We start from the raw sequence: 26,508 nt of genomic DNA on the forward strand, positions 1-26,508 counted from the left end.
TACCTTATCGGTGGCTTGGTGCTTTGTTGAAATGGCTTTCCACCATGCGCTGAGTGATCGGGTGTTCTGGGCTGCTCAATACTTTTTGAGTATCTCCCGTTTCAACCACTTCCCCTTCATGCATCACCATTACTTTGTCGGTAATGTGCTTAACAATGCCAAGGTGTTGAGATACATAGATAAAGGACACGCCCATCTCTTCTTGTAACTCCAAAAAGAGGTTGATGATCTGCGAGCGCATCGCCATGTCCAGACCGTTAAGCGCTTCATCGGCCACTATGATAGAAGGCTGAAGAATAAGCGCTCTCGCCAAGCACACGCGCTGCTTCTGACCCGTTGCAAGCATCTGAGGATAGAAGTATGCGTGCTCTGGTAGCAAACCGACTCGAAGCAGAGTGCTTTTCACTCGTTGCATGCGCGCTTCTGGCGGCATGCTGGTGTTTCGTTTTAATGGCCCTTCCAAAATATGCCCAATCTGAATGCGTGGATTCAGAGAGGTGTTTGGATCTTGGAAAATCATGCGGATCAACTTACAGCGCGTTGAGTAGTCTTTGTGTTCTAAACGCTCGCCGTTTACGCGTATTTCACCTGAGGTCGGCTCCACCATACCAGCAAGCATACGAGCAAGTGTCGACTTTCCTGAACCATTTTGACCAATAAAACCGATGGTTTGCCCTGCTTCTAGCGAGAAGCTAACTGGCTTAACCGCTTGCTTAATTTTCTTGCGAAATAGGCCGGAGCGATTCACAAAATCTTTAGACAAGTCATTCACTTCAAGTAAAACACTCATGCTTTTTTCTCCATGTTCAACGGGAAGTGACAGGCAAACTTATGGTTTTTAATGCGCTTGGTAAACGGTATTTCGACACACTGACGCTGAGCATATGGGCACCTTGGTCCAAGGCGACAGCCAATCGGCAAGTGTTGAAGCGGAGGAATGGATCCCGGCAGGGACTGCAGCTTCTCTTTGTGAGGGATCCAATCAGCAAAATCTGGCATCGCTTTAAGCAGAGCCACAGTATAGGGGTGCTTAGGCGCATTAAGGATTTTCTTGGTATCCGCTGATTCAACCGACTGACCACAATACATGACCGTGATTCGGGTTGCCCACTGAGTAATGGTTGTTAAATCGTGACCAATCAACATGATGGTGGTGTTGTTGACCTGATTCATACGGCTTAGTAAACGCAGGATTTGGGATTGAGTGATCGGGTCCAAATCGTTGGTTGGTTCGTCGGCAATCAACAGCTTCGGCTTTGCGGCAATGGCCATCGCAATCATGACCTTTTGACACTCACCATCGGTAAGCTCATAAGGGTAGCTGCCCATTAGACGAGTATGGTCTTTAATGCCGACCTTATGAAGTAGCGCAATAGCTTGCTTCTTACGCCACTTAAATCGCTCCCACCATTTGCCTTCAAACGAAGTCGACGGAATCGATTCTATCAGCTGCCTACCCACTTCTTCCGAAGGGTCTAAACAGGTAGAAGGCTCTTGGAAGATCATCGCGATGTCGCGCGCAATTACACGTCTACGCTCTCTTGGTGTCAGTTGAAGCAAGTCGATATTGCCCAAGCGCATACGGTCTGCAGAGACCTTCCAGTTGTCTTTACAGACACCAACGATCGCTTTTGCGACTAAACTCTTACCCGAGCCGGATTCACCCACTAAACCGCGGATCTCGCCTTCGTTCATGGTCAGGCTCATGCGATCGACCGCTTTAACCAAGCCTTGCGGAGTTTCGATCTCGATAGTGAGGTGACGAATATCAAGTAACGGCATTATTCGGTACCTGCATTAAGTGCTTGGCGAACACCTTCGCCCACTAGGTTGACATTAATTACGGTAAACATGATGGCTAAACCCGGCAGGGTCACTGTCCAAGGTGCTAGGTAGATTAGCTCCACGGAGTCGCCAATGATGGCACCCCATTCTGTACTTGGCGCTTGTGCGCCTAAGCCTAAGAAGCCCAATGCTGTGATATCTAAGATAGCGATAGACAGCGCCAGCGTTACCTCTGAAGCAATCACCACCAGAATATTGGGTAAGATTGAGTTCCAGAGTAGGTAGAAATCATTCGCGCCATCGAGTCGAGCCGCCATGATGTAGTCTTTCTCTACTTCAGTATGCACCGCTAGATAAACTGAGCGCACGAAGCGTGGGATCAGTGCCAAGCAGATAGCCAACAGAATATTAAACTCACCAAACCCTAGGAAGGCAACAAAGATAATGGCCAGCAGCAGGGAAGGGATCGACATGACCGTATCGAGAAGGTGGTTCAAGGTGCTCGACAATAGGCCTTTAGTCATGCCTGCGAGAATACCGATTAAGCAACCAACAACGGTTGCAATGGCGGTAATGACGATCGCTGCACCGAAGGTAAGCTGTGAACCTACGATCAGTCGAGAAAGAATGTCTCTGCCTAGATCATCAGTGCCAAGGAAGTATTCGACCGTGCCCACAGGGCTCCACGAAGGAGGAACCAGAAGCTCACCCGATTGCGCCTGCGGGTCGTGAGGAGCGAGCCAAGGAGAGGCGATGGTTATCAGCAATAGAATCGCTAAGCACCACAGGCCAAACATCGCGAGATTGTTTGAGCGATAGCTACGCCAAAAGCGTTCAAACTGAGTAGGAATTCGCTCTTCCTGATAGACGTTATTGGTTAGCATACCATTCCTTCCTAACAAGCGGGTTGACTATAGCGCCCAATAGATCTGAGAGGATATTGGCGATGAGAACCAGTGTCGCGACGACGATAACACCAGCTTGAATAGCAACGTAATCTTGGTTTGATAGAGCATCAAGTAGCCAGCGACCAATGCCCGGCCAGTTGAAGATGGATTCGGTGATGATTGCAAGGGTCAGCATGCTTGAAAGCTGAACCCCAAACTTCGGCACCATAGGTGGAATGGCGTTTCTTAGTACATGCTGAGTCACAATCTCTGTCTGGGTTAAACCCTTGATTCGCGCCGCGCGAATGTAGTTTTGTGTCATCACTTCTGCAACCGAAGTACGCATTAAACGAATCACCTGAGTGGTTGGGGCAAGGGCTAAAACCAAACAAGGCAAAATCATATGCTCAATTACGCTTTGCAGCGCATGAGCTTTGTATTGACCTTTGGCGAAGAACGCGTCGATGAGGGCAAAGCCAGTGACATGATCAATCTGATAAAGAAGATCGTAGCGCCCCGCAACAGGGAAAAGCTCGAATTCTAAAGAGAAAAACATGATAGCTAGCAAAGCGACCCAAAAAATAGGCGCGGAGTAACCAGACATCGAGGTGAACGAAATGGTCGTATCTAACCATTTCCCTTGCTTCATACCCGCGATGGTGCCAAGAGGGATACCGACCAGTAACGACAGTATAAATGCGACCAAAACCAGCTCTAGCGTCGCTGGGAATACGGCAGCGAGCTCTTCGATGATTGGTGTACCATTTTTGTTTACGCCGAAGTTGAACTGCAAAAGCTCAGTTAGATAGATTTGCCAGCCTTGCCAGAAGTCCATGACTGCCCAGCTAGAATTTTCATCCAAGCGAAGAATGTTGAAACCAACAATGGTCAGAATCAACAGTGTGATTATGAATAGGTTAAAGCGGCGAACGGAATACCAAAGCATTATTTGATCCTTTCAACTTTATTAAACGGCTGAGCATTGAAAGGGCTCACTTGGAAACCCGTTAACGACTTATTGTGTGCTTGGAACTGCATCCCATGTGAAAGTGGGATAACAGGGAACTCCTCATTCAGGATATTTTGTGCCTGATTGTACAGGTTGATGCGATACCTCGGTTTGTCCACTTCTAAAGCAAGATCAAGCAAGAAGTCAAAATCACTGTTACACCAACTTGAAACATTGAGACCTGCTCGATTTGAATCGCACGACAGTAAAGGCCTTAGAAAGTTATCTGGGTCTCCGGTATTGGCAATCCAACCCGTTAGAATTAGGTCAACCTTGGTATTGCTGGCGATATCAGAGCGAGAGAATCTATCCTCGGTGAGCAGATTTAAAGCAATACCGATATCTGCAAGGTTAGATTGAATCAGCTCTGCTGTCTTTCTTGGGCTCGGGTTATAAGCTCGAGGTTCTAATGGCACCGACATCGTGAGCTCTAGACCTTGCTCATATCCAGCCTCTCGCAATAGGGCTAATGCATACGTGCGGTCGTAACGCACTTGAATCGCATCTTTTTGATAAGCCCATGAGTTAGGTGGCAGTACAGAGTAGGCTTGCGTGCCTGTCCCGTAGTAAACAGAATCAAGAATGTTTTGACGGTTGATGGCGAAGTTAAGTGCCTTTCGAACATTACGATCATTTAGTGCAGGGTGAGAGGTGTTCACCGCAATAAACGATACGTTCATGGCAGGTTTAGCCGTCAGTTCAATGAAATCCTGTTCTCGAATAGTCGGAATTTGACTCGAAAGTGGCGAGCTCAAAACGTCACACTCATTACGAAGCAGTTTTGCCAGCGTACCAGTTCCGCGGTGAGAGATATCAAACAGCACTTGTTTCATCTTCGCTGGACCTTGCCAATAGTCGTTATGACGAGTTAGGCGAATGAAATCGTTAACTTGATATTCGTTCAAAGCGAACGGTCCGGAGCCGACAGGGTGTGAGTCAATCTTGTCCTTTGAGTCGTTCTTCTCAAGATGGTTTGCATATTCTTGAGAGTGAATGACGGCGTAGCTGGTGGCGATGTTGGACAAAAACGTATTGTCTGGTCTGCTTAACGTGAATTTTACTTGGTGCGGATTTATCGCTTGAACGTCGACTAATAAGTTTTGGAAATCGAGGCCGGCAAACCAGGGGTACAATCCGCCTCCGACATAATGGAACGGATGTGTCGAGTCGATCATGCGGCGAAAGCTAAACACCACGTCATCAGCGTTCAAGCGTCGTGATGGGGTGAACCATGGAGTCGTTTGAAACGGGATATCAGGATTCAGATCGAAGGTGTACTCAGTGCCTTCTTTGTTCACTGTCCACTTTGTCGCAATGTGAGGTGTCGGCTTGAATGTGTCGCTATCAAGCTTGAGGAGCGTATCGAAAATTTGTGGGCTAAGCGTTTCTGCAGTGATCCCACTGTCAACGAGTTGGGGATTAAAGCTAGTTGGTCCCCCTGACCACAATATACAAACCCAGTTTGACGAATCTTGTTGTGATCAAGATTATCGCCACAGCCGGTGATTAGGCTGAAGGTCGCTACGCTGAGAAAAAATTGTATAAATGCTTTCATAGAAAGAGCTGTTTTTGCAGATAACGAGGACATTTGAACAGTTTATGCCTCAAGATCTCAATAATTTATCACTTATTGAGTTAAGTAACCAAAAGAAAACCGAGGTTATTAGGGTTTGTTGAACGTTTGTGTTCACGTTTTGCTCAAGCTTCATAAAGAAGCGACTATTCACTTTGCGGCGACAGGTTGTATTTACGCACCATTCCCCGCAGTTGGTGGTAGCTCAGTCCGAGCAAGTCCGCGGCTTTTCGTTGGTTAAATTTGGCCTCATCAAGAACGCGAGCTAACAACGCAATATCTTGCTGTTCTTGCCAATGTTTATAATCCAAAGGTAGTTCAAGAGCGCCAATATTGGTATCTGAAGAAGATATTTCACTTGTTGAGGTGCTGCTTTTTTCCGCTTCACTAGCGTCTTGTTGCCAAGTTGCTTGGAATGGGTCGAAAACGATATTGTCGATGGGCTCTTGTTGGTCAATATGTTGATAGACTGCGCGCTCTACGACATTCTTTAGTTCACGGACGTTACCTGGCCAGAGATATTCTTCGAGCTGTTTGCTGGCGGTAGCAGAAAATCCAATGAAGTAACTCAGTTCCAGTTCGCGGCACATTTTTATCGCGTAGTACTCTGCGAGCAGCGGGATATCTTCTTTGCGCTCTCTGAGCGGAGGAAGGTGGATCACGTCGAAGGCTAATCGATCCAGTAGATCTGCCCTGAAACTCCCCTCTGATGCCATTTGAGGTAAGTCAGCATTGGTCGCGCAGATTAGTCGTACATTGGCATTGAGCAGTTTGTGCCCTCCAACGCGTTCGTATTGGCCGTATTCAATGACTCGCAGTAACTTCTCTTGCACTAACAGCGGCGCCGTAGCCAGTTCATCCAGAAATAGTGTTCCGTTTTCGGCGCGCTCAAAACGCCCTTGGTGACGACCTTTAGAGCCCGTAAATGAGCCCGACTCATGACCAAAGAGTTCAGAATCAATCAAACCTTCACTGAGCGTTGAACAGTTCAGCGTAACCAAAGGTTGGTCCCAGCGCTTGGAGAGGTAGTGGAGGCGTTGAGCGATCAACTCTTTACCGGTACCTCGCTCACCGATAATGAGAATCGGGCGCTCAATGGCAGCAAGTTTTGATACCTTATCCAACACAGCTAAAAAGCTTGCGGACTCTCCAATTAAGTTTTGCTGCATTGTTTGCTCTCCAAGGTGGTGAAATTTACCAACAGTAGGCCTAATTAATCACATGTCTAATTGTTATGCAAAGTGGAAATAACTAAGTGATTGATTTTTAGTTAATAAGTTTTTGGCACGGCTCTTGTAATAAGAAAACTAGTAATTCAGTAAACGTAAGATTTTGTACATCGAAACTGAAGCAACGAAACTGAAGCTAGGTTAAATCAACGATTGTTCGATTCTGAAATCGTCAAACACAGGCTTCACAATGATAAAGCACTTATTAAGGAGAACATCATGGGTATTTTTTCTCGTTTTGCAGACATCGTAAATTCAAACATTAGTTCACTGCTTGATAAGGCTGAAGATCCAGAGAAAATGATTCGCCTCATCATTCAAGAGATGGAAGATACGTTGGTAGAAGTCCGCACTAACTCGGCAAAAGCTATCGCGGATAAGAAAGAGTTGGCACGTAAAGTGGACGCTGTAGAGTCGCAGGTAGCCGATTGGCAAACCAAGGCGTCATTGGCATTAACAAAAAATCGTGAAGACTTAGCTCGCGCTGCATTGATAGAAAAGCAAAAGCTGCAAGAGGTTCTAAAAGGTCTTCATACAGAGCAGACTCTAGTAGAAGAAACGATCGAGAAACTGACTGGCGAAATTGGTAAGTTGGAAACCAAGATAACTGAAACGCGCGCTAAACAGCAAGCAATCGCCATTCGTACTCAAACCGCGACCAGCCGTCGTGATGTGCAAAAACATCTACACACTGCTCGTACTAATGAAGCAATGGCGAAATTTGACCAGTACTCACGTAAGATTGATGAGTTAGAAGCTGAAGCTGATTTGTTTGCACAAACTGGTCAAGGCAAGTCGTTAGACCAAGAATTTGCAGAGCTTCAAGCGCAAGATGAAATTGAGCAAGAGTTAGAAAAATTGAAGCAGCAAGTTGAAAGCGAAAAGAAATAACTAGGAGTCCACTATGTCGTCATTTTTCATTGCAGGTCCGTTGATCGTCTTTCTGATTTTTGTCGCACCTCTGTGGCTATTTCTTCACTATCGCAGTAAGCGAAAAACTTCAAATGGTTTGTCCGCAGACGATTATCAACGACTAGAGCAGCTATCCAAAACCGCAGAATCTATGCAATCCCGAGTGGAAACGCTTGAAAAGATTCTAGACTCAGAATCACCGAACTGGAGAAGGCGTTATGAATAAAGAGCTATATCGCGATCCGGTGAACGGCAAAATTTCCGGCGTTTGCGCCGGTATTGCCAACTACTTTGGCGCTGAGGTTTGGCTGATTCGTATTCTGGTGATATCTGCTGCGTTGTTAGGAGGAAGTTTTCTCGTTCTGCTTGCTTATGTCGCCATGTCGTTGATGTTAGAGAAGCAGCCAGCTAACTACGAGCAGACGTTGAAAACTCATCAAGATCACAAGCTAAAAAGCAAACCTTGGCAGCAGGGGCAGTCTCCAGAGCTTTTGTTAAATACTTTGGAAAAAGACTTCGATGTTATCGAAAGTAAAGTAAGAAATATGGAAGCTTATGTTACGTCTGATGCATTTAAAGTCGACCGCGAGTTTAGTAAACTCTAACAGGCATTTATCCTCAAATAGCTCGGTTTCATCGCCGGGCTAATCCCCCAAAAAAAGATCCAACTATTTTCATATTTTATACAGACTTAGCTCTGGTCTTAACGTTATCATTCATCTATCTTTTAAGTTAATGCCCATACATGGATGAATGAGAATGCGTAAAGTCATACTCCTTACCGCTATTGCGACTACCCTCCTTGGTTGTGGTGGTGAACTCCCTCCAGTTCCTGAGCCAGAATCCAGACCTGCTAAATTATTCACCGTAACCGTTGGCGGCAACACGTTTGAACGTCATTTCCCCGCGACGTCAGAAGCGGGCGATCGAGCTGTCTTAGCATTTCGAGTTCCCGGACAATTGCAAACTATCGATGTCAATGCGGGGCAGCCAGTCAAAAAAGGTGATGTGCTTGCGACATTGAACCTGATGAATATGAGTTACTGGCTAAGCAAGCCTTTGCAAACTTCAAGTTGGCGGACGTCCAATACCAGCGTTATAAAAAACTACGTGAAGACAAAGTTGTTTCCGAGCAAGACTTCGACCAAGCGCAAGCCAATCACAACTCAGCGAAAGCGTTACTAGAGCAAGCTCGAGCAAACCTGCGTTACACCAAATTGGTTGCACCTTACGATGGCACTATTTCCTTGTTGCCTGCGGAGAATCATGAGTTCGTTGCCGCCAAATCTGGCGTGATGAGTATTCAAACCAATCAGTTGATGAAAGTGGTTTTTTTATTACCTGATCACTTGTTGAACCGCTTTGCTGAACGATTAAACCCAACAGTTGTGATGCGCTTCGATTCATTCCCAGATAACAGCTATCCATTGACATTCCAAGAAATCGACACGGAAGCGGACCCGAAAACGGGTTCTTATAAAGTCACTATGGTTATGGAAAGACCAAGTGATATTGGCATTCTCCCTGGTATGGCCGGAACGGTTCATGCTTCAGTTGAGTCTGGTGATAGTACTCGCGTACCCAATTCGGCCATTTTTGAAGACCAAGGCAAAACCTATGTATGGCGAGTTGATGAGGCAGGGCTTGTGACTAAGGCCGCTGTTAAGCTAAACGACAGGCGTCAGGTGCTGAATGGCTTGAACGATGGTGACCGTGTTGTGATATCGGGTGTAACGGGTATTGAAGAGGGCATCAAAGTCCGAGAGTGGGTGAAGGAGCGAGGTCTGTAATATGAAAAAATTACTGTTAACGGGCTTGGTTTCATCTACTGCTCTGCTATTTGGCTGTGGTGAGCCCGAGCTCTTAAGTGTGGATAAAACCCCAAGAGTGAAAGTTGTTAATCTTGACGAGACTTTTTCCCAAGAAAGTTTGTATTTTCCTGCCGTGGCTACTGCCGCAGAACGGTCTCACTTAAGTTTTCGAGTGGCGGGTGAAGTTAGCAAACTGAATGTGAAAGAGGGAGACCAAGTCAAAAAAGGCGATGTGGTTGCTGAGATAGACCCAACCGATTACAAATTGGATGTGGATAACGCCGCTGCGCGCTACAGCGTGGTGGATAGCCAGTTTAGACGCTCCAGACCTTTGGTGGAGAAAGGGCTATTAGCTAAGTCTCAATTCGATGAGATCGCGGCGCAGCGCCAAATCGCACTAGCGGAACTTGAACTCGCGAAGCTTCGACTTTCGTTTACCAAATTGAGAGCGCCTGTCGATGGCATTATTTCACGTGTGAATGTCGATAAGTTTGAGAACATTCAAGTTGGTAGCTATATCGTGAATATTCACAGTATCGAAAGTGTGGAAGTCACGATTCAGCTTCCTGACCGATTATACGCAGGTAAGTCTTCAGATACCGCTACAGCAATTGTTCGAGTGCCAAGCGGCAATACTTATTCTGCGGAGGTAAAAGAGTTCACAACAGAACCCGATCCTGCTTCGGGTACCTTTACCGTTACCTTATCCATGCCCATGCCAGAGAGTGAATATATTCTCGACGGTATGGCGGTAGAAGTCACGGCTGATGGGGAAAGTGTTGGGCTTGAGTTGAACAAAGGAGTTAGGGTGCCGATTGAAGCTGTCTTTAATGAAGATGGTGACGAGTTAGAACGTGACAGTAAGTATGTATGGGTTCTTGACGGTAAAGTCGTTAAGAAGCAGCGCGTTAAAGTCGGAAAGGCTTCGCAAAGTAGTTTACAAATTTTAGAAGGCTTAGACAGAAGCCAGCAAGTCGTAGTGGCTGGTTTGTCGAGATTACGTGAAGGGATGAACGTTGAAGTAATATCTGTGGAGACTATCAATGACTGATCAAAATAAGGCGCCGGAAGTGTCTGAGCAGGACGACAAAGGCATCGCAGCATACTTCATCAAAAACCGTGTTATCAGTTGGATGATAACGCTGATTTTCCTTATCGGTGGTACCTCGGCGTTCTTTAACCTCGGGCGTTTAGAAGATCCTGCATTTACCATCAAAGATGCGATGGTGGTGACCTCTTATCCAGGGGCAACGCCTCAACAAGTTGAAGAAGAGGTCACGTACCCACTAGAAAAAGCCATACAGCAATTAACTTACGTGGATGAAATCAATTCGATTTCGAGTCGAGGGTTATCTCAGATCACCGTCACCATGAAAAACAACTATGGTCCGGATGACTTGCCTCAGATTTGGGATGAACTTCGTCGTAAAGTGAATGACCTGAAAGGACAACTACCGCCGGGTGTGAATGATCCGAGTGTCATTGATGACTTTGGTGATGTGTACGGTATTTTACTCGCAGTCACTGGTGAGGGGTACAGCTACAAAGAGCTACTCGATTACGTGGATTACTTGAGGCGAGAACTGGAGCTTATTGATGGCGTGAGTAAAGTCTCGGTATCGGGCGAACAGCAACAGCAAGTCTTTATCGAAATATCCATGAAGCGCTTGAGCAGCTTGGGTATTGCGCCGAATACCGTGTTCAACTTGCTCTCTACCCAAAATATCGTGTCGGATGCGGGGGCAATCCGGATTGGTGATGAATACATTCGAATTCAACCAACCGGTGAATTCACTGACGTAGACCAGTTGGGCGACCTAATCATCACCGAAAGTGGCGCACAAGGCCTGATTTACCTACGCGATGTGGCTGAAATTACGCGCGGATATATTGAGGTACCGAAAAATATCATCAACTTTAACGGCGACCTAGCGCTCAATGTCGGGGTGTCATTCTCACAAGGAGTGAACGTGGTTGAAGTTGGGGAGCGATTTGACCGACGCCTAGCTGAGCTAAAGTATCAACAGCCTGTTGGTATCAATATCTCCGAAATCTACAGCCAACCGAAAGAGGTGGATAAATCGGTAAGCGGTTTCGTGGTTAGTTTGGGTCAGGCTGTTGCGATCGTTATCATTGTTCTGCTTTTCTTCATGGGGCTTCGGTCAGGGTTACTGATTGGTTTGATTCTGCTTCTGACTGTTCTTGGCACCTTCATTTTCATGCAGTACTTCAAGATCGATCTTCAACGGATCTCGCTTGGGGCTTTGGTTATTGCTTTGGGTATGCTGGTGGACAATGCCATTGTGGTCGTAGAAGGGATACTCATAGGGACGCAAAAAGGGCGGACTAGGATGCAAGCCGCGACCGACATCGTCACGCAGACCAAATGGCCTTTACTCGGTGCAACGGTTATCGCGGTGACGGCGTTTGCCCCATTGGGCTGTCTGAAGATGCAACGGGCGAATACTGTGGAACGCTATTTACGGTTCTTCTTATTTCTTTGATGTTGAGCTGGTTTACGGCCATTTCACTCACACCTTTCTTTGCGGATATGTTCTTTAAAGGCCAAAAAGCGCCGGAAGAGGGAGAGGATTCAGACCCATACAACGGATGATTTTTGTTATCTACAAAAACTTCCTCGAGTTTTGTATGAAACGTGCTTGGCTCACGGTCGTTGTGCTAGTGGTTGCTTTGGGTGCTAGCTTGTACGGGTTTGGTTTTGTTAAACAAGCGTTCTTCCCATCCTCGACCACGCCAATGTTCCAAGCAGATATCTGGTTACCTGAGGGGACAGATATTCGTGCGACTAACACTAAGTTGAAAGCGTTGGAATCATGGTTGTCTGAGCAAGACCATGTCGAGCACATTACAACCACGGCGGGTAAAGGCCTGCAACGTTTCATGCTGACCTATGCGCCGGAGAAGAGCTACGCCGCTTATGGTGAAATCACCACACGAGTCGATAACTATGAAGCCTTGCATGAGTTGATGGCGAACTTTAGGGAGCATGTCGAAACCAAGTTCCCTGAAATTAACTACAAGCTCAAGCAAATTGAGTTAGGCCCAGGTGGCGGCGCGAAAATTGAAGCGCGTATTATCGGCTCAGATCCAACGGTGCTTCGTGGCATTGCAAGGCAAGTGGTTGATGTCATGCATGATGATCCTGGTACCACCAACGTTCGTCATGACTGGCGTGAACGTACAAAAGTGTTGGAGCTCAATTTAATGAAAGCCAAGCACGTCGCTACGGTATCACTAAATCCGATGTCGATGATTTCCTATCGATGTCATTTTCGGGTAAGGCCGTCGGTGTTTACCGTGATGGTACAACGCTGATGCCAATTGTTGCGAGACTGCCAGAAGATGAGCGAATTGATATTCGAAACATCGAGGGTATGAAGATCTGGAGCCCAGCACTATCGGAATACATCCCATTACAGCAAGTCACACTGGGTTACGATATGCGTTGGGAAGACCCAATTATTATTCGTAAAGATCGCAAGCGTGTACTTACTGTATTCGCAGACCCAGATCTCTTAGGTGAAGAAACGGCGTCAACGCTTCAGAAACGCTTAATGCCTGCGATTGAAGCCATCGAATTACCACCAGGTTATCAGCTAGAGTGGGGGGTGAGTACGAGTCTTCTAGAGACGCGCAAGAGTCGCTGTTTACTACGATGCCTTTGGGTTACTTGTTCATGTTCTTAATCACCGTTTTCTTGTTTAACTCGGTGAAGGAGCCGTTGATTGTATGGCTTACCGTACCTTTGGCGATTATCGGTGTAACAACAGGCTTGTTGGCACTCAATACCCCATTTGGTTTTATGGCCTTGCTCGGTTTCTTGAGTCTTTCGGGCATGCTGTTGAAAAACGGTATTGTACTGCTTGATCAAATCGAAATTGAGATGCAATCCGGTAAGGACCCTTATGTCGCGGTGGTCGATGCGGCGCTCAGCCGTGTAAGACCTGTTTGTATGGCAGCGATTACGACCATTTTGGGTATGATTCCACTATTGCCAGATATCTTCTTTAAACCAATGGCGGTGACCATCATGTTCGGTTTAGGTTTCGCAACAGTATTAACCCTTATCGTTGTTCCTGTTCTGTACCGATTGTTCCATAAGCTTAAAGTGCCGAGTTAAAGTAGGAGAACATGTTGAAAAAGCCCCTCTGGTTCCGGCCCGAGGGGCTTTTTGTATTTAGGCAACTTAAGTCATTTTGATTGTTCTATTATTAGAGGAACAATAATAAAGAGTAGGCTGGGTGTAATGACTCTAAGTGCTAATGATAAGCGATTGATACAGGTAAGCTTTAGCAAAGTAGAACCAATAGCAGAGCAAGCGGCAGAAATCTTCTATGCTAAGTTATTTGAATACGATCCAAGACTGCGCTCGCTGTTCAAATCCGACCTGACGGCACAAGGCAGAAAGCTGATGCAAATGCTAAGTACGGCTGTGAAAGGATTGGATGACTTGGAAAGTTTAATCGAACCACTGCAAGCGTTAGCTAGGAGGCACCTTAGTTACGGCGTTACGGTTGACGACTATACCCCTGTCGGTAATGCCCTGCTTTACACTTTAAAAGCTGGGTTGCAATCAGACTTCGATCAACAAACACGGCAGGCTTGGATCAAGCTATTTACTGTGGTTGCAACAGTAATGCGTGAAGCCGCTTACCCTGAATTCAACGCGGCAACCTACGTGAATCGCAAGGTTTATAACAATTAAAGCCAGTACACAGTACTGGCTTTAAAGAGGCTCGGTGTGGAGATTTCAGTCTAGAATTGAAAACTTAGTTAGCCGAAGCTTCTTTCTCAAGTACTAGCGCATTGTGTCGCTCTAAACCTGCTTCTAAATCTGCGATGAGATCTTCGACGTCTTCTAGACCAATGTGTACTCGAATCAATGTTCCCTCGAAGTTAGGGTTAGACAGTGTACGTAAGCTGTTGAAGCTTTTCGGCTCATTGGCCAAGATGAGACTTTCGAAACCGCCCCACGAGTAACCCATGCTGAAGTGTTTCATACCATCAAGAAGCGCTGTCGTAGCGCGTGGGTAGCTTGTTTTAAGAACGAATGAGAACAATCCATTTCCACCTGTGAAGTCGCGATCAAAATACTCATGACCTGGGCAGCTTTCTAGCGCAGGGTGGCGAACATGATCGACTTCAGGCGAGAAGCCAGCCATTTGGCCACTTTTAAGCTGCTCTCCGCGTGTTGACGCAGACGCACATCAAGAGTTCGAATGCCGCGCAACCCAAGGTAGGCATCATCTGGAGAGACACATTGGCCCATCAGGTAGCTTTGTTCACGTAGCTGGTCCCAACATTTCTCATTCGCGACAGCAGTACCGAGCATAACGTCCGAGTGGCCAACAATGTATTTCGTTGCCGCTTGAATTGAAATGTCGACTCCGTGGTCGAATGGAGAGAAGTTAACACCAGCTGCCCAAGTGTTATCTAGCATCACGATGATATCGTGCTTGTGAGCAATCTTAGCAAGAGTAGGAACATCTTGAACCTCCATCGTGATGGACCCAGGAGATTCGGTAAATAGCACAGTTGTGTTTGGTTTAATAAGAGATTCGATCTCTGCCCCGATGGTTGGCTCGTAGTAGGTTGTCTCTACGCCCATTTTCTTCAAAATAACGTCACAGAAATCGCGAGTCGGCTCGTAACAAGTATCAACCATCAGGATATGATCGCCGGCTTTAACGAATGACAAAATGGCATTTGAAATAGCCGCGGTACCACAAGGATAAAGTGCACAGCCAGCACCCCCTCAATTTCTACCATGGCGTCTTGAAAAGCGAAGTGCGTGTTCGTGCCACGACGTCCATAAAATAGAGTTTTGTTTGCTCTATTGATGGTGGCCTGATGCTTTTCTGCCACGGTATTGAACACAACGGTAGATGCGCGTTGAACGGGTGGATTTACGACACCGTTGGTCCACTTATCTGAGCGCCCAGCAGTGATTAATTTAGTCTTTTTGCCTTCCGACATGAGAAATCCTTGTCAAAGAGTTATTTCTGTTATTTAAAACACGGACTTGATGGCAATTGCAAGTAATTGACTAGAATAATTCTGGTCATCGGAAGAGTGCTCGATAGTCAATAATCGATTAAGGAAGAAAAAGCCCATGAACGCGTTTGCTCTTGGGCTTGAGGTCATTAAAGCAATGGATTGAAGAGATAAAATAGCCTTTCAAGGAATCGAGAGTAGATACTGCGATCTTGCCACTCGTCCAAATCGACCAAGTAAGACTGCTCTTTGTAAGTCGTTTGCAGCCAGTGCATCTCTTTTGTGAATGCTTGATCATCGACGGCTAAAGTCACCTCGAAGTTCAACCATAAACTTCTCATATCGAGATTAACGGTGCCAACGAGGCAGAATTCTTCATCGATAACAACCGACTTAGTATGAAGTAAGCCACCATAAAACTCGTGAATTTCGACTCCAGACTCCAACAGCTCCGTATAGAATGCGCGAGAAGCCCATTTCACCATCAAGGAATCGTTTTTATGTGGGATGATAAGTTCAACTTTGACGCCGCGTTGTGCAGTGACCTTTAGTGTCTCGAGTAGATCTGGACTTGGTACAAAGTACGGCGTGGTAATACAAACAGATTGGTTTGCTTGATTAATTGCAAGTATAAGCACCTGAGAAATAAGGTTATCTGGCATGCCAGGGCCAGATGGGACCACTTGAATAGGGTGGGCAACAGAAGGTTCTTCTATTTTCGCTGAAGGGAGGTTAGGTAGATTGCGTTGACCGGTCTCTACTTCCCAATCCCAGCTGTGTATTGCTGATAAGACGTTCACAGTTGGCCCGGTGACCCGAACCATGATATCTATCCATTGACCAACTCCGGCACCTTGTTTGAAAAAGGCGGGATCGACCATATTCATCGATCCCGTGTAAGCAACGTTATCGTCGATGACGATGATTTTACGGTGCTGGCGAAGATCCAGACGTCTTAAGAAAATACGCCAAGGGCTCACCTCTAACGCCTGAACTAGGTTAACTCCGGCTTTCTGGAGTTCACTCGAACTTGGGTGGTTGAAAAAGCGAGGGCTACCGGCAGAATCCACCAGTAAATCTACCTTGACACCTCGTTTTGCAGCTTTTATTAGTGATTGGTTGACATTGTCGATTAATCCTCCTGGATGCCAAATATAAAACACCATTTTTATACTAGAGTTAGCGGAATCTATGTCTTCTATGATAGATTTTAGTATTTCATTCGGTGAGCTTTGCAGGGATAGGCTGTTTCCACTAAGGGCAGGAAGGCTAAGACGGTTGTTACAAAGTTGATCAATTCTGAAAATGTGGCGGCTAGGTGATCAACCTGATGCGCATTGGAGTCATTAAGTTTTGCAAACCATTGTTCAAAAGGGCCAAACATCTCTTTTGCTCGTTCGGCACGTTTTCGCCCTAAGTTCAGCTCTCCAAATAAAAAGTAACATCCCACTCCAACGATTGGCAGAATGTAAATAATCATGAGCCAAGCCAGTGACACACTCACAGCACGCCTTTTGAGGACAACTCGTAATGTCACACCGGCCACTAGAATCCAATATAGGATGATGCTGGCTAAGGTTAGGAAGTGGTAGAACTTATCCATATGAAGACCAAATGAGAACAACTTGATGAATATTAAAACGTTATTACCTCTAGCTCAAGCTAGGACTTGACAACAATGTTGACTGTTGTTCTTGAGTCAATTCGGTGATGTGATATTTGACTACATAAATGCAACAAATGGCATTGAAAGTGTGGGTTATTTCAAAAACTCTAGATAAAGAGAGATGTTATTGATGAAAAAATCAACATTTAAATTCACAAACTGGAGGATAGTTTGAAAAATGTCGTCTTTGGGGTTCCAATTTTATGGTTAAACTGGTTTACTTGCCACAAAACGAGCGCTTATCTAATTTTAATTAAGTGTAAACTATGATTTACATGCAATCTTTTAAAAGCGCCTATTTTCAGATGCAACACAACACAAAATATATGGAGATACCGTGGCTTCAAGTAATTCAACCACAGCACCTCGTGATTCATGGGGTTCGAAACTAGGATTCGTTATGGCTGCAGCAGGTTCTGCTGTTGGTCTAGGTAATATTTGGAAATTCCCTTACACAGCAGGTGAGAATGGCGGTGGTGCATTTATCGTTATCTACCTTGCTTTCGTAATTTTCATCGGTTTCAGCGTAATGCTGACAGAATTTGCAGTAGGCCGTAAGACAGGACGTTCTGCTGTAGGTGCTTTTAAATCGACTGATGGTCGTTGGACTTTCGTTGGCGTTATAGGTGTCTTGAGTGGCCTACTTATCATGGGTTTCTACCCTGTAGTAGGTGGTTGGGCACTGGCATACGTTCAGAAAGTTGCTGGCGGTCTATTAAGTGCACCTGAAGCTATTGGTGATAGCTTTGGTGGATTTATCACTAACCCGATTCAACCACTAATGTGGATGGGTGTTTACCTTCTTCTAAATCTGATCATCGTTAGCCGTGGTATTTCTGGCGGTATCGAGAAAGCAGGTAAGATCTTGATGCCAGTACTGTTCCTGATCCTTATCTTGGTGACAGTTAAAGGCTTGATGCTACCAGGCGCGATGGCGGGTGTTGAGTTCCTATTTAGCCCTGACTTCTCTAAAGTTGACAGTGGTGTTGTGCTCGCTGCGCTTGGTCAAGCATTCTTCTCTCTAAGTTTAGGTATGGGCTGTATGATCACATACGGTAGTTACCTGAAGAAGAAAGAGAACCTAGTTCAAACTACCGGTATGGTTACTGCGATGGATACGGGCGTTGCTATCCTAGCGGGTCTAGCAATGTTCCCTGCGATGTTCGCATTGGGCATGGAGCCAGCTGCTGGTCCTGGTCTAGTATTCGTTGTTGTACCACAGCTGTTCGCTGAAATGGGTGGTGTTGGTGTTATCTTCGCACTTCTATTCTTCGTGGGTCTAACTGTAGCAGCACTGACTTCTTCAGTATCTCTACTTGAAGTTGTTGTTTCTTACCTAATCGATGAGAAAGGTATGAAGCGTTCTACTGCCGTACTGTCATCAGGCGCTGTAATGGCTGTGCTTTGTGTGTTCGCTTCTCTGTCTCTAGGCGGCGTTGGTCCTACACTGTTTGACACAGGTGCATTCGATATCTTTGACCTTCTTACTGATAAGATCTTCCTTGCTGTTGGCGGTATGTTTGTATGTATCTTCGCAGGTTGGAGACTTTCTCGTGAAGAGCTTGAAAAAGAAATCACGAACGGCGGTGAAATTAAATTCCCACTATTTGGTCTTTGGTACAATCTAGTTAAGTTTGTTATCCCTGTACTAGTAGCGGTAGTCGCATTTGCAGGTATCTCGAGCGGTTTCGACAGCGGCAAAGGCGCTATCATGCTAATCGGTATCGGTATCATCGCATTGACTGCCCTTGTTTCGAAGAAACTGTAGTCGTATAAACTTCCGTAAAAAGAGCAGCCAGATGGCTGCTTTTTTTGTTTTAACCTTGCCAAAACTCATCAGTCTAAAAACTATGACATTGCTTCATAATGTACGTCATATTGTGTGAGGAACTACTCTTTCGGATTATCTATAAAGTACTAAACTAATTGATAATGTTGTCGATATATGAATTGTGTGAATTATACATTTCCTTTAGGGAGAAGTTTTTTGTGAAGATGTCGGTTAGAAGTAAATTGTATTCTGGGTTCGGAAGTATTCTTTTCGTATTAATGATTGCGATGGGGGTGATTTGGGCTGAAGTTCTTTCTTCTCATAAGGTGGCAACTGAGATCCGCAAGGATGATGTGCCAGGGGTCCAGTTGTATTTGATCCTAATCGATGAGGCGGGGGACGTTTATCGCGATTCATTGAAAGTTATCGCAGGCTCTCCAAATGCTGAAAAAGAGTATTTCAGCAACAAAGGCCAGTTTAAAGAGGCATTTGACTCCATCATGGCGTTGGAACGCACTAATCCAGTGGATAAGAAACGCTTGGATGAAATAAACAGCTTGTTTTCACAGTTCACCACTGGATTCGAGCAAAAAATACTGTCCGCGATTCAAGGAACCCACGATTCAGAGCCACTCTTTCGTGAGTTAGATGGGTTATATGAGCGTTACCTCGTTAGATTAGAAAGTTTATTAGATGATGCATCGCTCTCGGAAAGTAGCCAAGCAGAAGAAGCCTTACTTGAACTGACAGATTCGTTTGAAACGATCGAAGGGACTATTATGTTATTGGCCCTTATTTCAATCCTTGCATCGAGTGCGGTCGCTTACATTTTGTCGAGAAACATCACGTCTCGTTTGACTAAGCTAGATGAAGTTGCACTTCGAGTGGCAAACGGCGACCTTACTGCTGATGCGATTGACGACAAATCTGGTGATGAGCTGTCTAATTTGGCTGAATCAGTCAACAAAATGCAGAGCTCTTTAGTCTCGCTGTTAGGCTCGATCTCTCAAGTGAGTGCTGAAGTCCAAACGGCGTCTTCTGAGCTATCCCATATTAGCGGCAATATCGTTGAAGGGGCATCTGCACAAGCGGACAAAGCGGCATTGATTGCTACTGCTGCCGAAGAGCTGAGTTTGACCATTGCTGAAGTCGCCCAACAAGGTAACTCGACATTTGACGTTGCGCAGCAGTCTGAAAAAGCAGCGGAAGATGGCCGAAGTGTGATTGTTGAAATGGTGGCTAGCATCCAGCAGGTTTCTCAGCAAATGAGCGATATGTCTGTACAGATGAATGAGCTTGGCTCCCATGGTGAGCAAATTGGCAGCGTTATTAAGGTGATTGAAGATATTGCGGAGCAAACCAACCTGTTGGCGCTGAATGCCGCGATTGAGGCCGCAAGGGCAGGAGAGTTTGGTCGTGGATTTGCCGTGGTGGCAGATGAAGTTCGAGCGTTGGCAGAGAGAACGACGAAAGCGACGCAAGAAGTTTCGGGTATTATTCAGTCGATTCAATCTGGCACACAAGAAGCTGTTACCTATACCGAAGACAACTGTCGTTTGGTTGATATTGGTGTGGAGCAAAGTACAGGTGCAGTGAACGCTCTGGAAGAGATCGTCGCTGGCGCATCCAACGTACAAAGCCGCATTAACTCGATTGCGACAGCTGCTGAGGAACAGACGGCGGTAACGAAAGAGATTGCTGCAGATATCACATCGATAAGTGATATCTCAGAACAATCACTTGAACTTGCCAACGCAAGCTCTCAGTGTGTTTCTGGCTTGAATCAACGAGTCGAGCAACTGGACCAGCTGCTTGCTAAATTCAAACTGAAATGACTTCGTTTCCACGCTTATTAGTTTGATGAGCGGTTAACAAACGCTGGTGTCCCAGCAATTACTGGGTATACTCACCTCGTAATTGGAGCACCAGCGTCATGTTTGATATTTTACATACCCATCCAGACTTCATTGTCATCAATAAACACCCCTCAGTTTCAGTTCATAAAGATGAACAGGAATCATCATTATTGCAGAACATCGCGTTAGTAACGGGTGACAAGCAGCTGTATTTAGTCCATAGGTTAGATAAAATGACGTCGGGCATACTCTTGCTAGCAAGAAACCATGACGCCGCTAGTGTGCTATCACAGGCCTTCGCAGACCGAAATGTTGAGAAGTATTACCTTGCGATAGGCAGCAAAAAACCTAAGAAGAAACAGGGATTGATCAGTGGTGATATGGAACGCTCTAGACGAGCGTCTTGGAAATTGATCAATCGTCAGGAAAACCCAGCAGTCACTCAGTTCTTGTCTCTTGCGGGCGAGCCTGGTGAGCGATTGTTTTTATGTAAACCTCATACTGGTAAAACTCACCAAATTCGAGTAGCTCTCAAATCTATTGGTTCTGCGATTGTCGGTGATCCTATTTACAATCCTTCATCGGTTGCTGATAGAGGCTACCTACACGCTTATGCGCTTGGGTTTGAATACCAAGAAGAGCATTGCCGCTTTGTGTGTGATCCCACCAAACTGTTAGATTTAGGGACAAAGTGGCAAGATCAACCGGTAAAAAATGCGATAAACCAGTGGGCACAGCCTTGGGACCTAACATGGCCGAAACTAAAATGACAACCGAGATTTATATGCAAGCAGCACAACTACCTCAATTTTTTATCCATATTAAGACTCAACTCGAGCAGGTCCCTATCGAGGTTCGTCGCTTATTCCATGGCCGAGGACGATGTTTTGAAGGATTAGAGCAGTTAACTTGCGATTGGCTGCAAGGTCAGCTGGTGGTTAATATCTTTAAAGATGTCGACGAAGAATTTTTAGCTGCTCTTAAACAAGGGCTCATTGAACTATCGGAGTCAGCTCTTTGGAACGAGAAAGAAGGTCGTTCAATACTTGTTCAACATCGATACGCCGACCGCGCGCCGTCTGAAGTGATCTATGGTGAACTCGAATCAAGGCCCGTGGTAGTAGAGAGCGGGCTAAAGTTCCAACTTGATGTTGGGCGCAACCAGAACATTGGCCTTTTCCTTGATATGAGACTTGGTCGTGAGTGGGTGCGTCGAAATGCGAAGCATAAGAACGTATTAAATCTTTTTTCCTATACGTGTGGATTTTCCGTTGCCGCTATTGAGGGCGGTGCAGACAAAGTCGTAAACGTTGATATGGCAAAAGGTTCTCTCGCTAAAGGCCGAGAAAACCATAAGCTCAACGGACACAATTTAAATCAAGTCGGCTTTATGGCACACGATATATTTAAGTCTTGGGGCAAAATTAAGAAGTCTGGCCCCTATGATATGATCATTATTGATCCACCTTCTTTCCAAAAAGGCAGCTTCGCGTTAACCAAAGATTATAAGAAAATACTGCGTCGTTTGCCTGATCTCTTGACTGAAACAGGAGAAGTGCTGGCTTGTGTTAATTCGCCAGTGGTGACGAGCGACTTTTTAATCGACAGTATGAAGGAGGAGGCGCCCGAACTGAACTTTATCGAGCGCTTGGATAATCCACCTGAGTTCCAAGATGCAGACAGCGAAGCCAGTTTAAAAGCGCTATTGTTTAGTCGTTAACGGTGAGATATACAAAGGGACGCAGTTTGCGTCCCTTTTCTTTGGAAGTCTAGTTTTCTTCAATCCGTTCAATTCTCGGTTTGCGTTTTGATTAACTTCCGTAGCGTTTAAGCCACTCTTTTTCAATCGCGCCATGCCAGCTTGGGTGTGGCTCTGCTACCGCCTTGAATAGCTGAGACTTAGCCGCATCACCAGTAAGATGCTCCGTACTTAGTACTGAAGGGTCACCCCATACGTTGAGGTCGCCTTTTCGTGATTGAGCTTCCGGGCTAAGCAGGAAGTTAATGGTGACTAATGCGCCTTCATTGGCTGAAGCGTTCCAAGGAATAGCCAAGAAGTGGATGTTAGACAATGCGCCCATGTCCATCGCGTAAGCGCGCGTGGTTTCAGCTAGCTTTCCGCTTGCTTGCGCAGAAAAGACCGAATTTGGGTTGAAGGTGACTGCTAAGTCAATCTGCCCATCATCGAGAAGCTGGATGGCTTCAGAAGTACCAGCTGGGAACTGTTTTCCCCCTCGCCAAGCGACGCTATGAAGGGCATCTAGGTAGTTCCATAGTGGGCGAGTCACGGCGTCAAAGTTATCATCTGTTGCAGGTTTTGCCAACGCTGGGTCATTGTTGGTTAATTCAATTAACATAGACTTTAGAACGCTGGTTCCATGAAACTCGGGTGGTCTCGGGTAAGTAATACGATTAGGAAACGCCCTTGCATAGCTCAGCATTTCATTAAAGGAAGCTGGAGGGTTGTAGAGCTTTTCTTGATCATGGATGAACACAAGTTGTGCGGCGCCCCATGGTGCTTCTAAGCCTTCCGTAGGCTCTGAGAAATCGACATCGATAGGTAGAGTCTTGTCGACGTATTTCCAGTTAGGCAGCGATTGGGTGAAAGGTCCAGCGAGTAGCTGGTTCTCTTTCATTGATTTGAAGTTTTCACCATTGATCCAAACCATATCGACGCTACCGCCGCTGTTTTTGTTGGCGGCTTTTTCTGCAATCAGCCGAGTCGTGGTTTCTGCAATGTCTGTCACTTTTACATGTTTTAGGGTCACTTCATAACGCTTTTGAAGCTCAGAGTTGGCCCATTGCAAATATTGGTTTATTTCTTGGCTTCCGCCCCAAGCGTGAAAGTAAACGGTTTGACCTCTGGCACTTTGTTCTATCTCTTGCCAATCAGCGGCATGGGAAATCGTGGTGTGGGAAGATAAGGTTGCGAGTAACAAAGTGGAGTAACGTAAGTTCATAGTCTCATCCGTTGATTAAGGCTTAATGTAGTGGCAACGCACAAACGATGAGTTGCCGAATCCGTTGTGATCTAATTATAGCGAGGATAAATAGAAAAACGACTGTGCTATCAGTCAATTATGCATCAACTATTGATAGATCACTTGTTACGTGAGACCGAAAAGAAGCCACAAAACTTTCAAAGAAAGAATCAGCTTTGTGAGTGGAAGTGTTTTTTAAGGTAGGTCGAAACAGAAAAAAGGAGCCGATGGCTCCTTTTAAATGCTTTATTACTTTACCCAATCTCTGAGGGCGAATGTAAGCGTATGGACATCGTTTTTAAGCACTAGGCTATCTTTCGTTAATGTAATATCGCTCCATTCCGCTAACGTTTGAGCGAAGGCTTGCTCTGTACCCATCTCTGCGTCTGGGCACATTTTCATTGTCATCCCCATTTTTTCAATGCGTAGTTGGTTATCTTTCAGTTCGGCTTGACCAAAGAAGTTGTTGCAGCCTGCAAAACCATTCGCTGTCATGTTTTCTCCGATCTCTAAGTTCGGAGCTTTGTTTGTTGAGCCTTCGGCAATCGCATTACCGTCGATCTCTACTAATTGCCAATTGTGGTGCTGAAGATCTTGAGAAGTAATTTCTTTCATATCGTCCCCGTTGCTTGCGCATGCCGTCATGAGTACAGGAAGAGAAAGTGCTGCGAGCAATGTTTTTGATTTAAGCTTCATTTATCGGACTCCAATTAGTCTTTAATTTGAACCATTTCAAGAGATTGGTTACTTTTGATAGTGCGAGTATAGACAATAAAACACTGTTTTTGTCAGCAGAACGTCATACTTTTTTAGAGATAATTAGAAACTGAGACACAGTTTTCTATATTAAACACTAAGCTAAAATTAAAAGTAGTCTAAATCACTAAGGAGCTAGCGTATGGAACAATTAGAATTCTTTGTTGTACCTAGTCCTTGTGTGGGCGTTTGTACTGTGGACGATAAAGGTTATTGCCAAGGGTGTATGCGAAAAAGAGAAGAGCGCTTTACGTGGCTAGATATGACACCTGCTCAGCAATTACATGTTATTAAACTTTGTAAAATGCGCTACAGAAGAAAAATGATGAAGCAAGCACCACAAGTTTCCGAATCAGAAAGGGAAGACGATACGCCTCAACAAACTCTGTTTTAGCTTAGAACCTGCCATCAGCGTATCAATGCTTGGTTACTTTACTTGGCCGCTTTACTTAGCCACTAGTCTCGCTACTTGAGTCCCCAGTCGTCACTAATCCAGCCCCCTGCGTGCTCATCGAAGTGATTTCCATGAAATCGACCATTGAGTTCGTTGTGCGAATCTTCTGGAGACTGCTCGGTGAGCAGCTGCTGTATGTGGTTCACCATAGGATCATTAGATAGCTGTCTCTCTCTTCGAGTGACAACTTCTTTGATAAGTTGAAGGCGGTAAGTGGTACTTGCACGTTTCATAATGATCCTCCTAGTTGATGTGACTAATAAGAAACATTAGAAGTGGACCTTTACATCGTCAAGGTAACAAAAGGATGAACTTTATGTGACAAGAATATCACCCAGTTTGATGGTTTTTAAATGAGAGTTTAATCAGATAGTTGGAGAGCAGGTGAGGCAAGTAATGAGAAAAATTATTTCAATTTTTCTCATTGAATCTTATTTGTCAGAGCAGGTCGCTTTATTAATAAATTGATCTACCATTAACTGGCCGCGCGTGTTCCGCATTTTAATTCGATAGGTTAACCCCATATCGAGATTTCTTAATACATCAGGGTTGCCACAGTAACTAGCGACACTTGCTTGAATCACCTGATTGGTTGGTTTGGCTCCGCGCGCGTCATCGTTGTATACCATCATTATTTCAATCGTGCTGCCCTTAGCATTGGCTCTTAGTATGGAAAGAGGGCCGTATTCGAGTGGTAGCTCCGCACTGAGCACTCCAGCTCTATTAGCAGCAAGGAGCTCCAGCTGTCGCTCTTCATCTGACTTACTCGAACACCCCACCAATATGCTAGAAAGAGTGAGTACAATGGCAAAAAGGCGCATGAGACTCGCCATGTTAAAACACTTTCTTAAATGGTTTTACAATCACGTTTTCGTAGACACCAGCGGCAATGTATGGGTCTGCGTCTGCCCAGCTTTGAGCCTGATCCAGTGATTCAAACTCAGCGATCACGGTAGAACCTGTGAAACCAGCTTCACCTGGGTTATCGCTGTCTATTGCTGGCATTGGACCTGCCGTTAGGAGGCGTCCCTCATCTTGTAGTTGCTGAAGTCGAGCCAAATGCTGCGGGCGAACGCTCATGCGCTTTTCTAGCGAGTTTTCGACATCTTGAGAGAAAATTACGTACCACATTTAAACGATATCCTTATGTTCTAAGTTTCTGAAAGTTAATGTACTTAATGTAGCCTGAGTTTGACTAGTAAAAATCAATAGAATGTGAATTTAGTCGCTTAACTTGATTGGTCTTGGCTTTCCGCCTTCGTCTACCGCGACATAATTGAAGGTTGCCCCACAAACTTTATAGCGATCACCAATCCCATGGTCTAAGACAGGCTTAACCCAAACCTCAAGATCGATGCTCATGGATGTACGACCAATCTTGGTACAATCTCCATAAATACACACTACGTCTCCAACAGATACAGGCTGTTTAAACTCGATGCTCGAGACGGAAATCGTTACGATTTTTCCATTAGATATCTCTTTCGCCAAAATGCCGCCAGCAAGGTCGAGCTGAGACATGATCCAACCACCAAAAATTTGGCCTGCGGCGTTTGTATCGCTAGGCATTGCCAAAGTTCTTAGTAGAAGTGAGCCAATTGGATTTTTAGTTGCTTGAATAGTCATTATGGAAGTAAACCGAGTAAATCTAGGGCATTAGATTAATGCAAATTGAGAGATTATTACTTTAGCGCACCACTGAGACCAGAGGCTAAAACCTAGGTACTAGAGATTCGACACGCAAAGCCAGCAAAGCGGCAGTATACCTGACATGGATGAGTAAACAATACAGTAAGCCGTCTG

21 protein-coding genes and 5 pseudogenes are annotated in these 26,508 nt (G+C 45.4%); 12 read left to right on the forward strand and 14 right to left on the reverse strand.

Annotated elements, in window-relative coordinates; genetic code table 11:
• Positions 1–4: 4 nt before the first annotated feature.
• The 6 genes and pseudogenes from UA76_RS04660 to pspF form a co-directional block, all read right to left on the reverse strand.
• Positions 5–790, reverse strand: coding sequence for a peptide ABC transporter ATP-binding protein (locus UA76_RS04660; RefSeq protein ID WP_047043601.1), 786 nt, complete (start codon positions 788–790; stop codon positions 5–7).
• Complete coding sequence (locus UA76_RS04665) at positions 787–1,782, reverse strand: peptide ABC transporter ATP-binding protein (RefSeq protein ID WP_047043603.1); 996 nt, start codon at positions 1,780–1,782, stop codon at positions 787–789. The genes UA76_RS04660 and UA76_RS04665 overlap by 4 nt, the downstream gene beginning before the upstream one ends.
• Complete coding sequence (gene sapC, locus UA76_RS04670; protein WP_047043606.1) at positions 1,782–2,669, reverse strand: putrescine export ABC transporter permease SapC; 888 nt, start codon at positions 2,667–2,669, stop codon at positions 1,782–1,784. Before sapC ends, UA76_RS04665 begins: the two co-directional genes overlap by 1 nt.
• Positions 2,656–3,618 carry an ABC transporter permease gene (locus UA76_RS04675; protein WP_047043608.1) on the reverse strand — a complete coding sequence of 321 codons (963 nt, stop codon included), beginning with the start codon at positions 3,616–3,618 and terminating at the stop codon, positions 2,656–2,658. The genes sapC and UA76_RS04675 overlap by 14 nt, the downstream gene beginning before the upstream one ends.
• Positions 3,618–5,236, reverse strand: a pseudogene (locus UA76_RS04680) (ABC transporter substrate-binding protein). Before UA76_RS04680 ends, UA76_RS04675 begins: the two are co-directional and overlap by 1 nt.
• 164 nt (positions 5,237–5,400) lie before the next feature.
• Positions 5,401–6,423, reverse strand: a complete 1,023-nt coding sequence (pspF, locus tag UA76_RS04685) for a phage shock protein operon transcriptional activator (protein ID WP_047043610.1) — start codon at positions 6,421–6,423, stop codon at positions 5,401–5,403.
• 279 nt (positions 6,424–6,702) lie between these two features.
• Here pspF and pspA point away from each other — a divergent pair, with 279 nt between their 5' ends.
• The 7 genes and pseudogenes from pspA to UA76_RS04720 all read left to right on the forward strand — a co-directional run bounded on the left by pspA (position 6,703) and on the right by UA76_RS04720 (position 13,932).
• Positions 6,703–7,374 (forward strand): phage shock protein PspA, encoded by a 672-nt coding sequence (gene pspA, locus UA76_RS04690; RefSeq protein ID WP_047043612.1) that lies wholly within the window; start codon positions 6,703–6,705, stop codon positions 7,372–7,374.
• Positions 7,375–7,387: 13 nt separating this feature from the next.
• Positions 7,388–7,621 carry an envelope stress response membrane protein PspB gene (gene pspB / locus UA76_RS04695; protein WP_047043614.1) on the forward strand — a complete coding sequence of 78 codons (234 nt, stop codon included), beginning with the start codon at positions 7,388–7,390 and terminating at the stop codon, positions 7,619–7,621.
• Positions 7,614–8,000 carry an envelope stress response membrane protein PspC gene (gene pspC / locus UA76_RS04700; protein ID WP_047043616.1) on the forward strand — a complete coding sequence of 129 codons (387 nt, stop codon included), beginning with the start codon at positions 7,614–7,616 and terminating at the stop codon, positions 7,998–8,000. The genes pspB and pspC overlap by 8 nt, the downstream gene beginning before the upstream one ends.
• A 154-nt stretch (positions 8,001–8,154) precedes the next feature.
• Positions 8,155–9,185 (forward strand): annotated as a pseudogene (locus UA76_RS04705) (efflux RND transporter periplasmic adaptor subunit).
• Between the two features lies 1 nt (position 9,186).
• On the forward strand, positions 9,187–10,257 hold the full coding sequence (locus UA76_RS04710) for an efflux RND transporter periplasmic adaptor subunit (RefSeq protein ID WP_047043618.1): 1,071 nt from the start codon (positions 9,187–9,189) through the stop codon (positions 10,255–10,257).
• Positions 10,250–13,347: pseudogene (locus UA76_RS04715) on the forward strand (efflux RND transporter permease subunit). The gene UA76_RS04710 and the pseudogene UA76_RS04715 overlap by 8 nt, the downstream one beginning before the upstream one ends.
• 126 nt (positions 13,348–13,473) lie before the next feature.
• Positions 13,474–13,932 carry a globin family protein gene (locus tag UA76_RS04720; protein ID WP_047043620.1) on the forward strand — a complete coding sequence of 153 codons (459 nt, stop codon included), beginning with the start codon at positions 13,474–13,476 and terminating at the stop codon, positions 13,930–13,932.
• A gap of 64 nt (positions 13,933–13,996) precedes the next feature.
• On the opposite strand, the pseudogene UA76_RS04725 reads toward UA76_RS04720, so the two are convergent.
• Positions 13,997–15,203, reverse strand: a pseudogene (locus tag UA76_RS04725) (cystathionine beta-lyase).
• Positions 15,204–15,370: 167 nt separating this feature from the next.
• Positions 15,371–16,824, reverse strand: a pseudogene (gene cls, locus UA76_RS04730) (cardiolipin synthase).
• Positions 16,825–17,224: 400 nt separating this feature from the next.
• Between cls and UA76_RS04735 the strand changes: the two are divergent.
• From UA76_RS04735 to UA76_RS04750, 4 genes are all read left to right on the forward strand, one after another.
• Positions 17,225–18,655 (forward strand): sodium-dependent transporter, encoded by a 1,431-nt coding sequence (locus UA76_RS04735; RefSeq protein ID WP_047043622.1) that lies wholly within the window; start codon positions 17,225–17,227, stop codon positions 18,653–18,655.
• Positions 18,656–18,876: 221 nt separating this feature from the next.
• On the forward strand, positions 18,877–20,493 hold the full coding sequence (locus UA76_RS04740) for a methyl-accepting chemotaxis protein (RefSeq protein ID WP_047043624.1): 1,617 nt from the start codon (positions 18,877–18,879) through the stop codon (positions 20,491–20,493).
• Positions 20,494–20,591: 98 nt separating this feature from the next.
• A complete protein-coding gene (locus tag UA76_RS04745; RefSeq protein ID WP_047043626.1) occupies positions 20,592–21,284 on the forward strand; it encodes a TIGR01621 family pseudouridine synthase in 693 nt (230 codons plus the stop codon).
• Positions 21,285–21,298: 14 nt separating this feature from the next.
• On the forward strand, positions 21,299–22,234 hold the full coding sequence (locus tag UA76_RS04750; protein ID WP_047043682.1) for a class I SAM-dependent methyltransferase: 936 nt from the start codon (positions 21,299–21,301) through the stop codon (positions 22,232–22,234).
• A gap of 91 nt (positions 22,235–22,325) precedes the next feature.
• Here UA76_RS04750 and UA76_RS04755 read toward each other — a convergent pair whose 3' ends face one another.
• Both UA76_RS04755 and UA76_RS04760 read right to left on the reverse strand, forming a co-directional pair.
• Positions 22,326–23,474 (reverse strand): ABC transporter substrate-binding protein, encoded by a 1,149-nt coding sequence (locus UA76_RS04755; RefSeq protein ID WP_047043628.1) that lies wholly within the window; start codon positions 23,472–23,474, stop codon positions 22,326–22,328.
• A 270-nt stretch (positions 23,475–23,744) separates the two neighbouring features.
• Positions 23,745–24,191 (reverse strand): META domain-containing protein, encoded by a 447-nt coding sequence (locus UA76_RS04760; RefSeq protein WP_047043630.1) that lies wholly within the window; start codon positions 24,189–24,191, stop codon positions 23,745–23,747.
• A gap of 202 nt (positions 24,192–24,393) precedes the next feature.
• Here UA76_RS04760 and UA76_RS04765 point away from each other — a divergent pair, with 202 nt between their 5' ends.
• Entirely contained in the window at positions 24,394–24,645 is a 252-nt protein-coding gene (locus tag UA76_RS04765) for a DUF1289 domain-containing protein (RefSeq protein ID WP_047043631.1), read from the forward strand.
• Between the two features lie 71 nt (positions 24,646–24,716).
• On the opposite strand, the gene UA76_RS04770 is transcribed toward UA76_RS04765, so the two are convergent.
• From UA76_RS04770 to yciA, 4 genes are all read right to left on the reverse strand, one after another.
• Positions 24,717–24,938 (reverse strand): hypothetical protein, encoded by a 222-nt coding sequence (locus UA76_RS04770; RefSeq protein ID WP_047043633.1) that lies wholly within the window; start codon positions 24,936–24,938, stop codon positions 24,717–24,719.
• Between the two features lie 198 nt (positions 24,939–25,136).
• Complete coding sequence (locus UA76_RS04775; RefSeq protein WP_047043684.1) at positions 25,137–25,526, reverse strand: GspS/AspS pilotin family protein; 390 nt, start codon at positions 25,524–25,526, stop codon at positions 25,137–25,139.
• Positions 25,527–25,539: 13 nt separating this feature from the next.
• Complete coding sequence (locus tag UA76_RS04780) at positions 25,540–25,836, reverse strand: YciI family protein (RefSeq protein WP_047043635.1); 297 nt, start codon at positions 25,834–25,836, stop codon at positions 25,540–25,542.
• Between the two features lie 90 nt (positions 25,837–25,926).
• Positions 25,927–26,331, reverse strand: a complete 405-nt coding sequence (gene yciA, locus UA76_RS04785; RefSeq protein WP_047043637.1) for an acyl-CoA thioester hydrolase YciA — start codon at positions 26,329–26,331, stop codon at positions 25,927–25,929.
• Positions 26,332–26,508 lie beyond the last annotated feature (177 nt).

The sequence above is a fragment of the Vibrio mexicanus genome, assembly GCF_001012815.1.
GTDB classification, from domain to species: Bacteria; Pseudomonadota; Gammaproteobacteria; order Enterobacterales; family Vibrionaceae; genus Vibrio; species Vibrio mexicanus.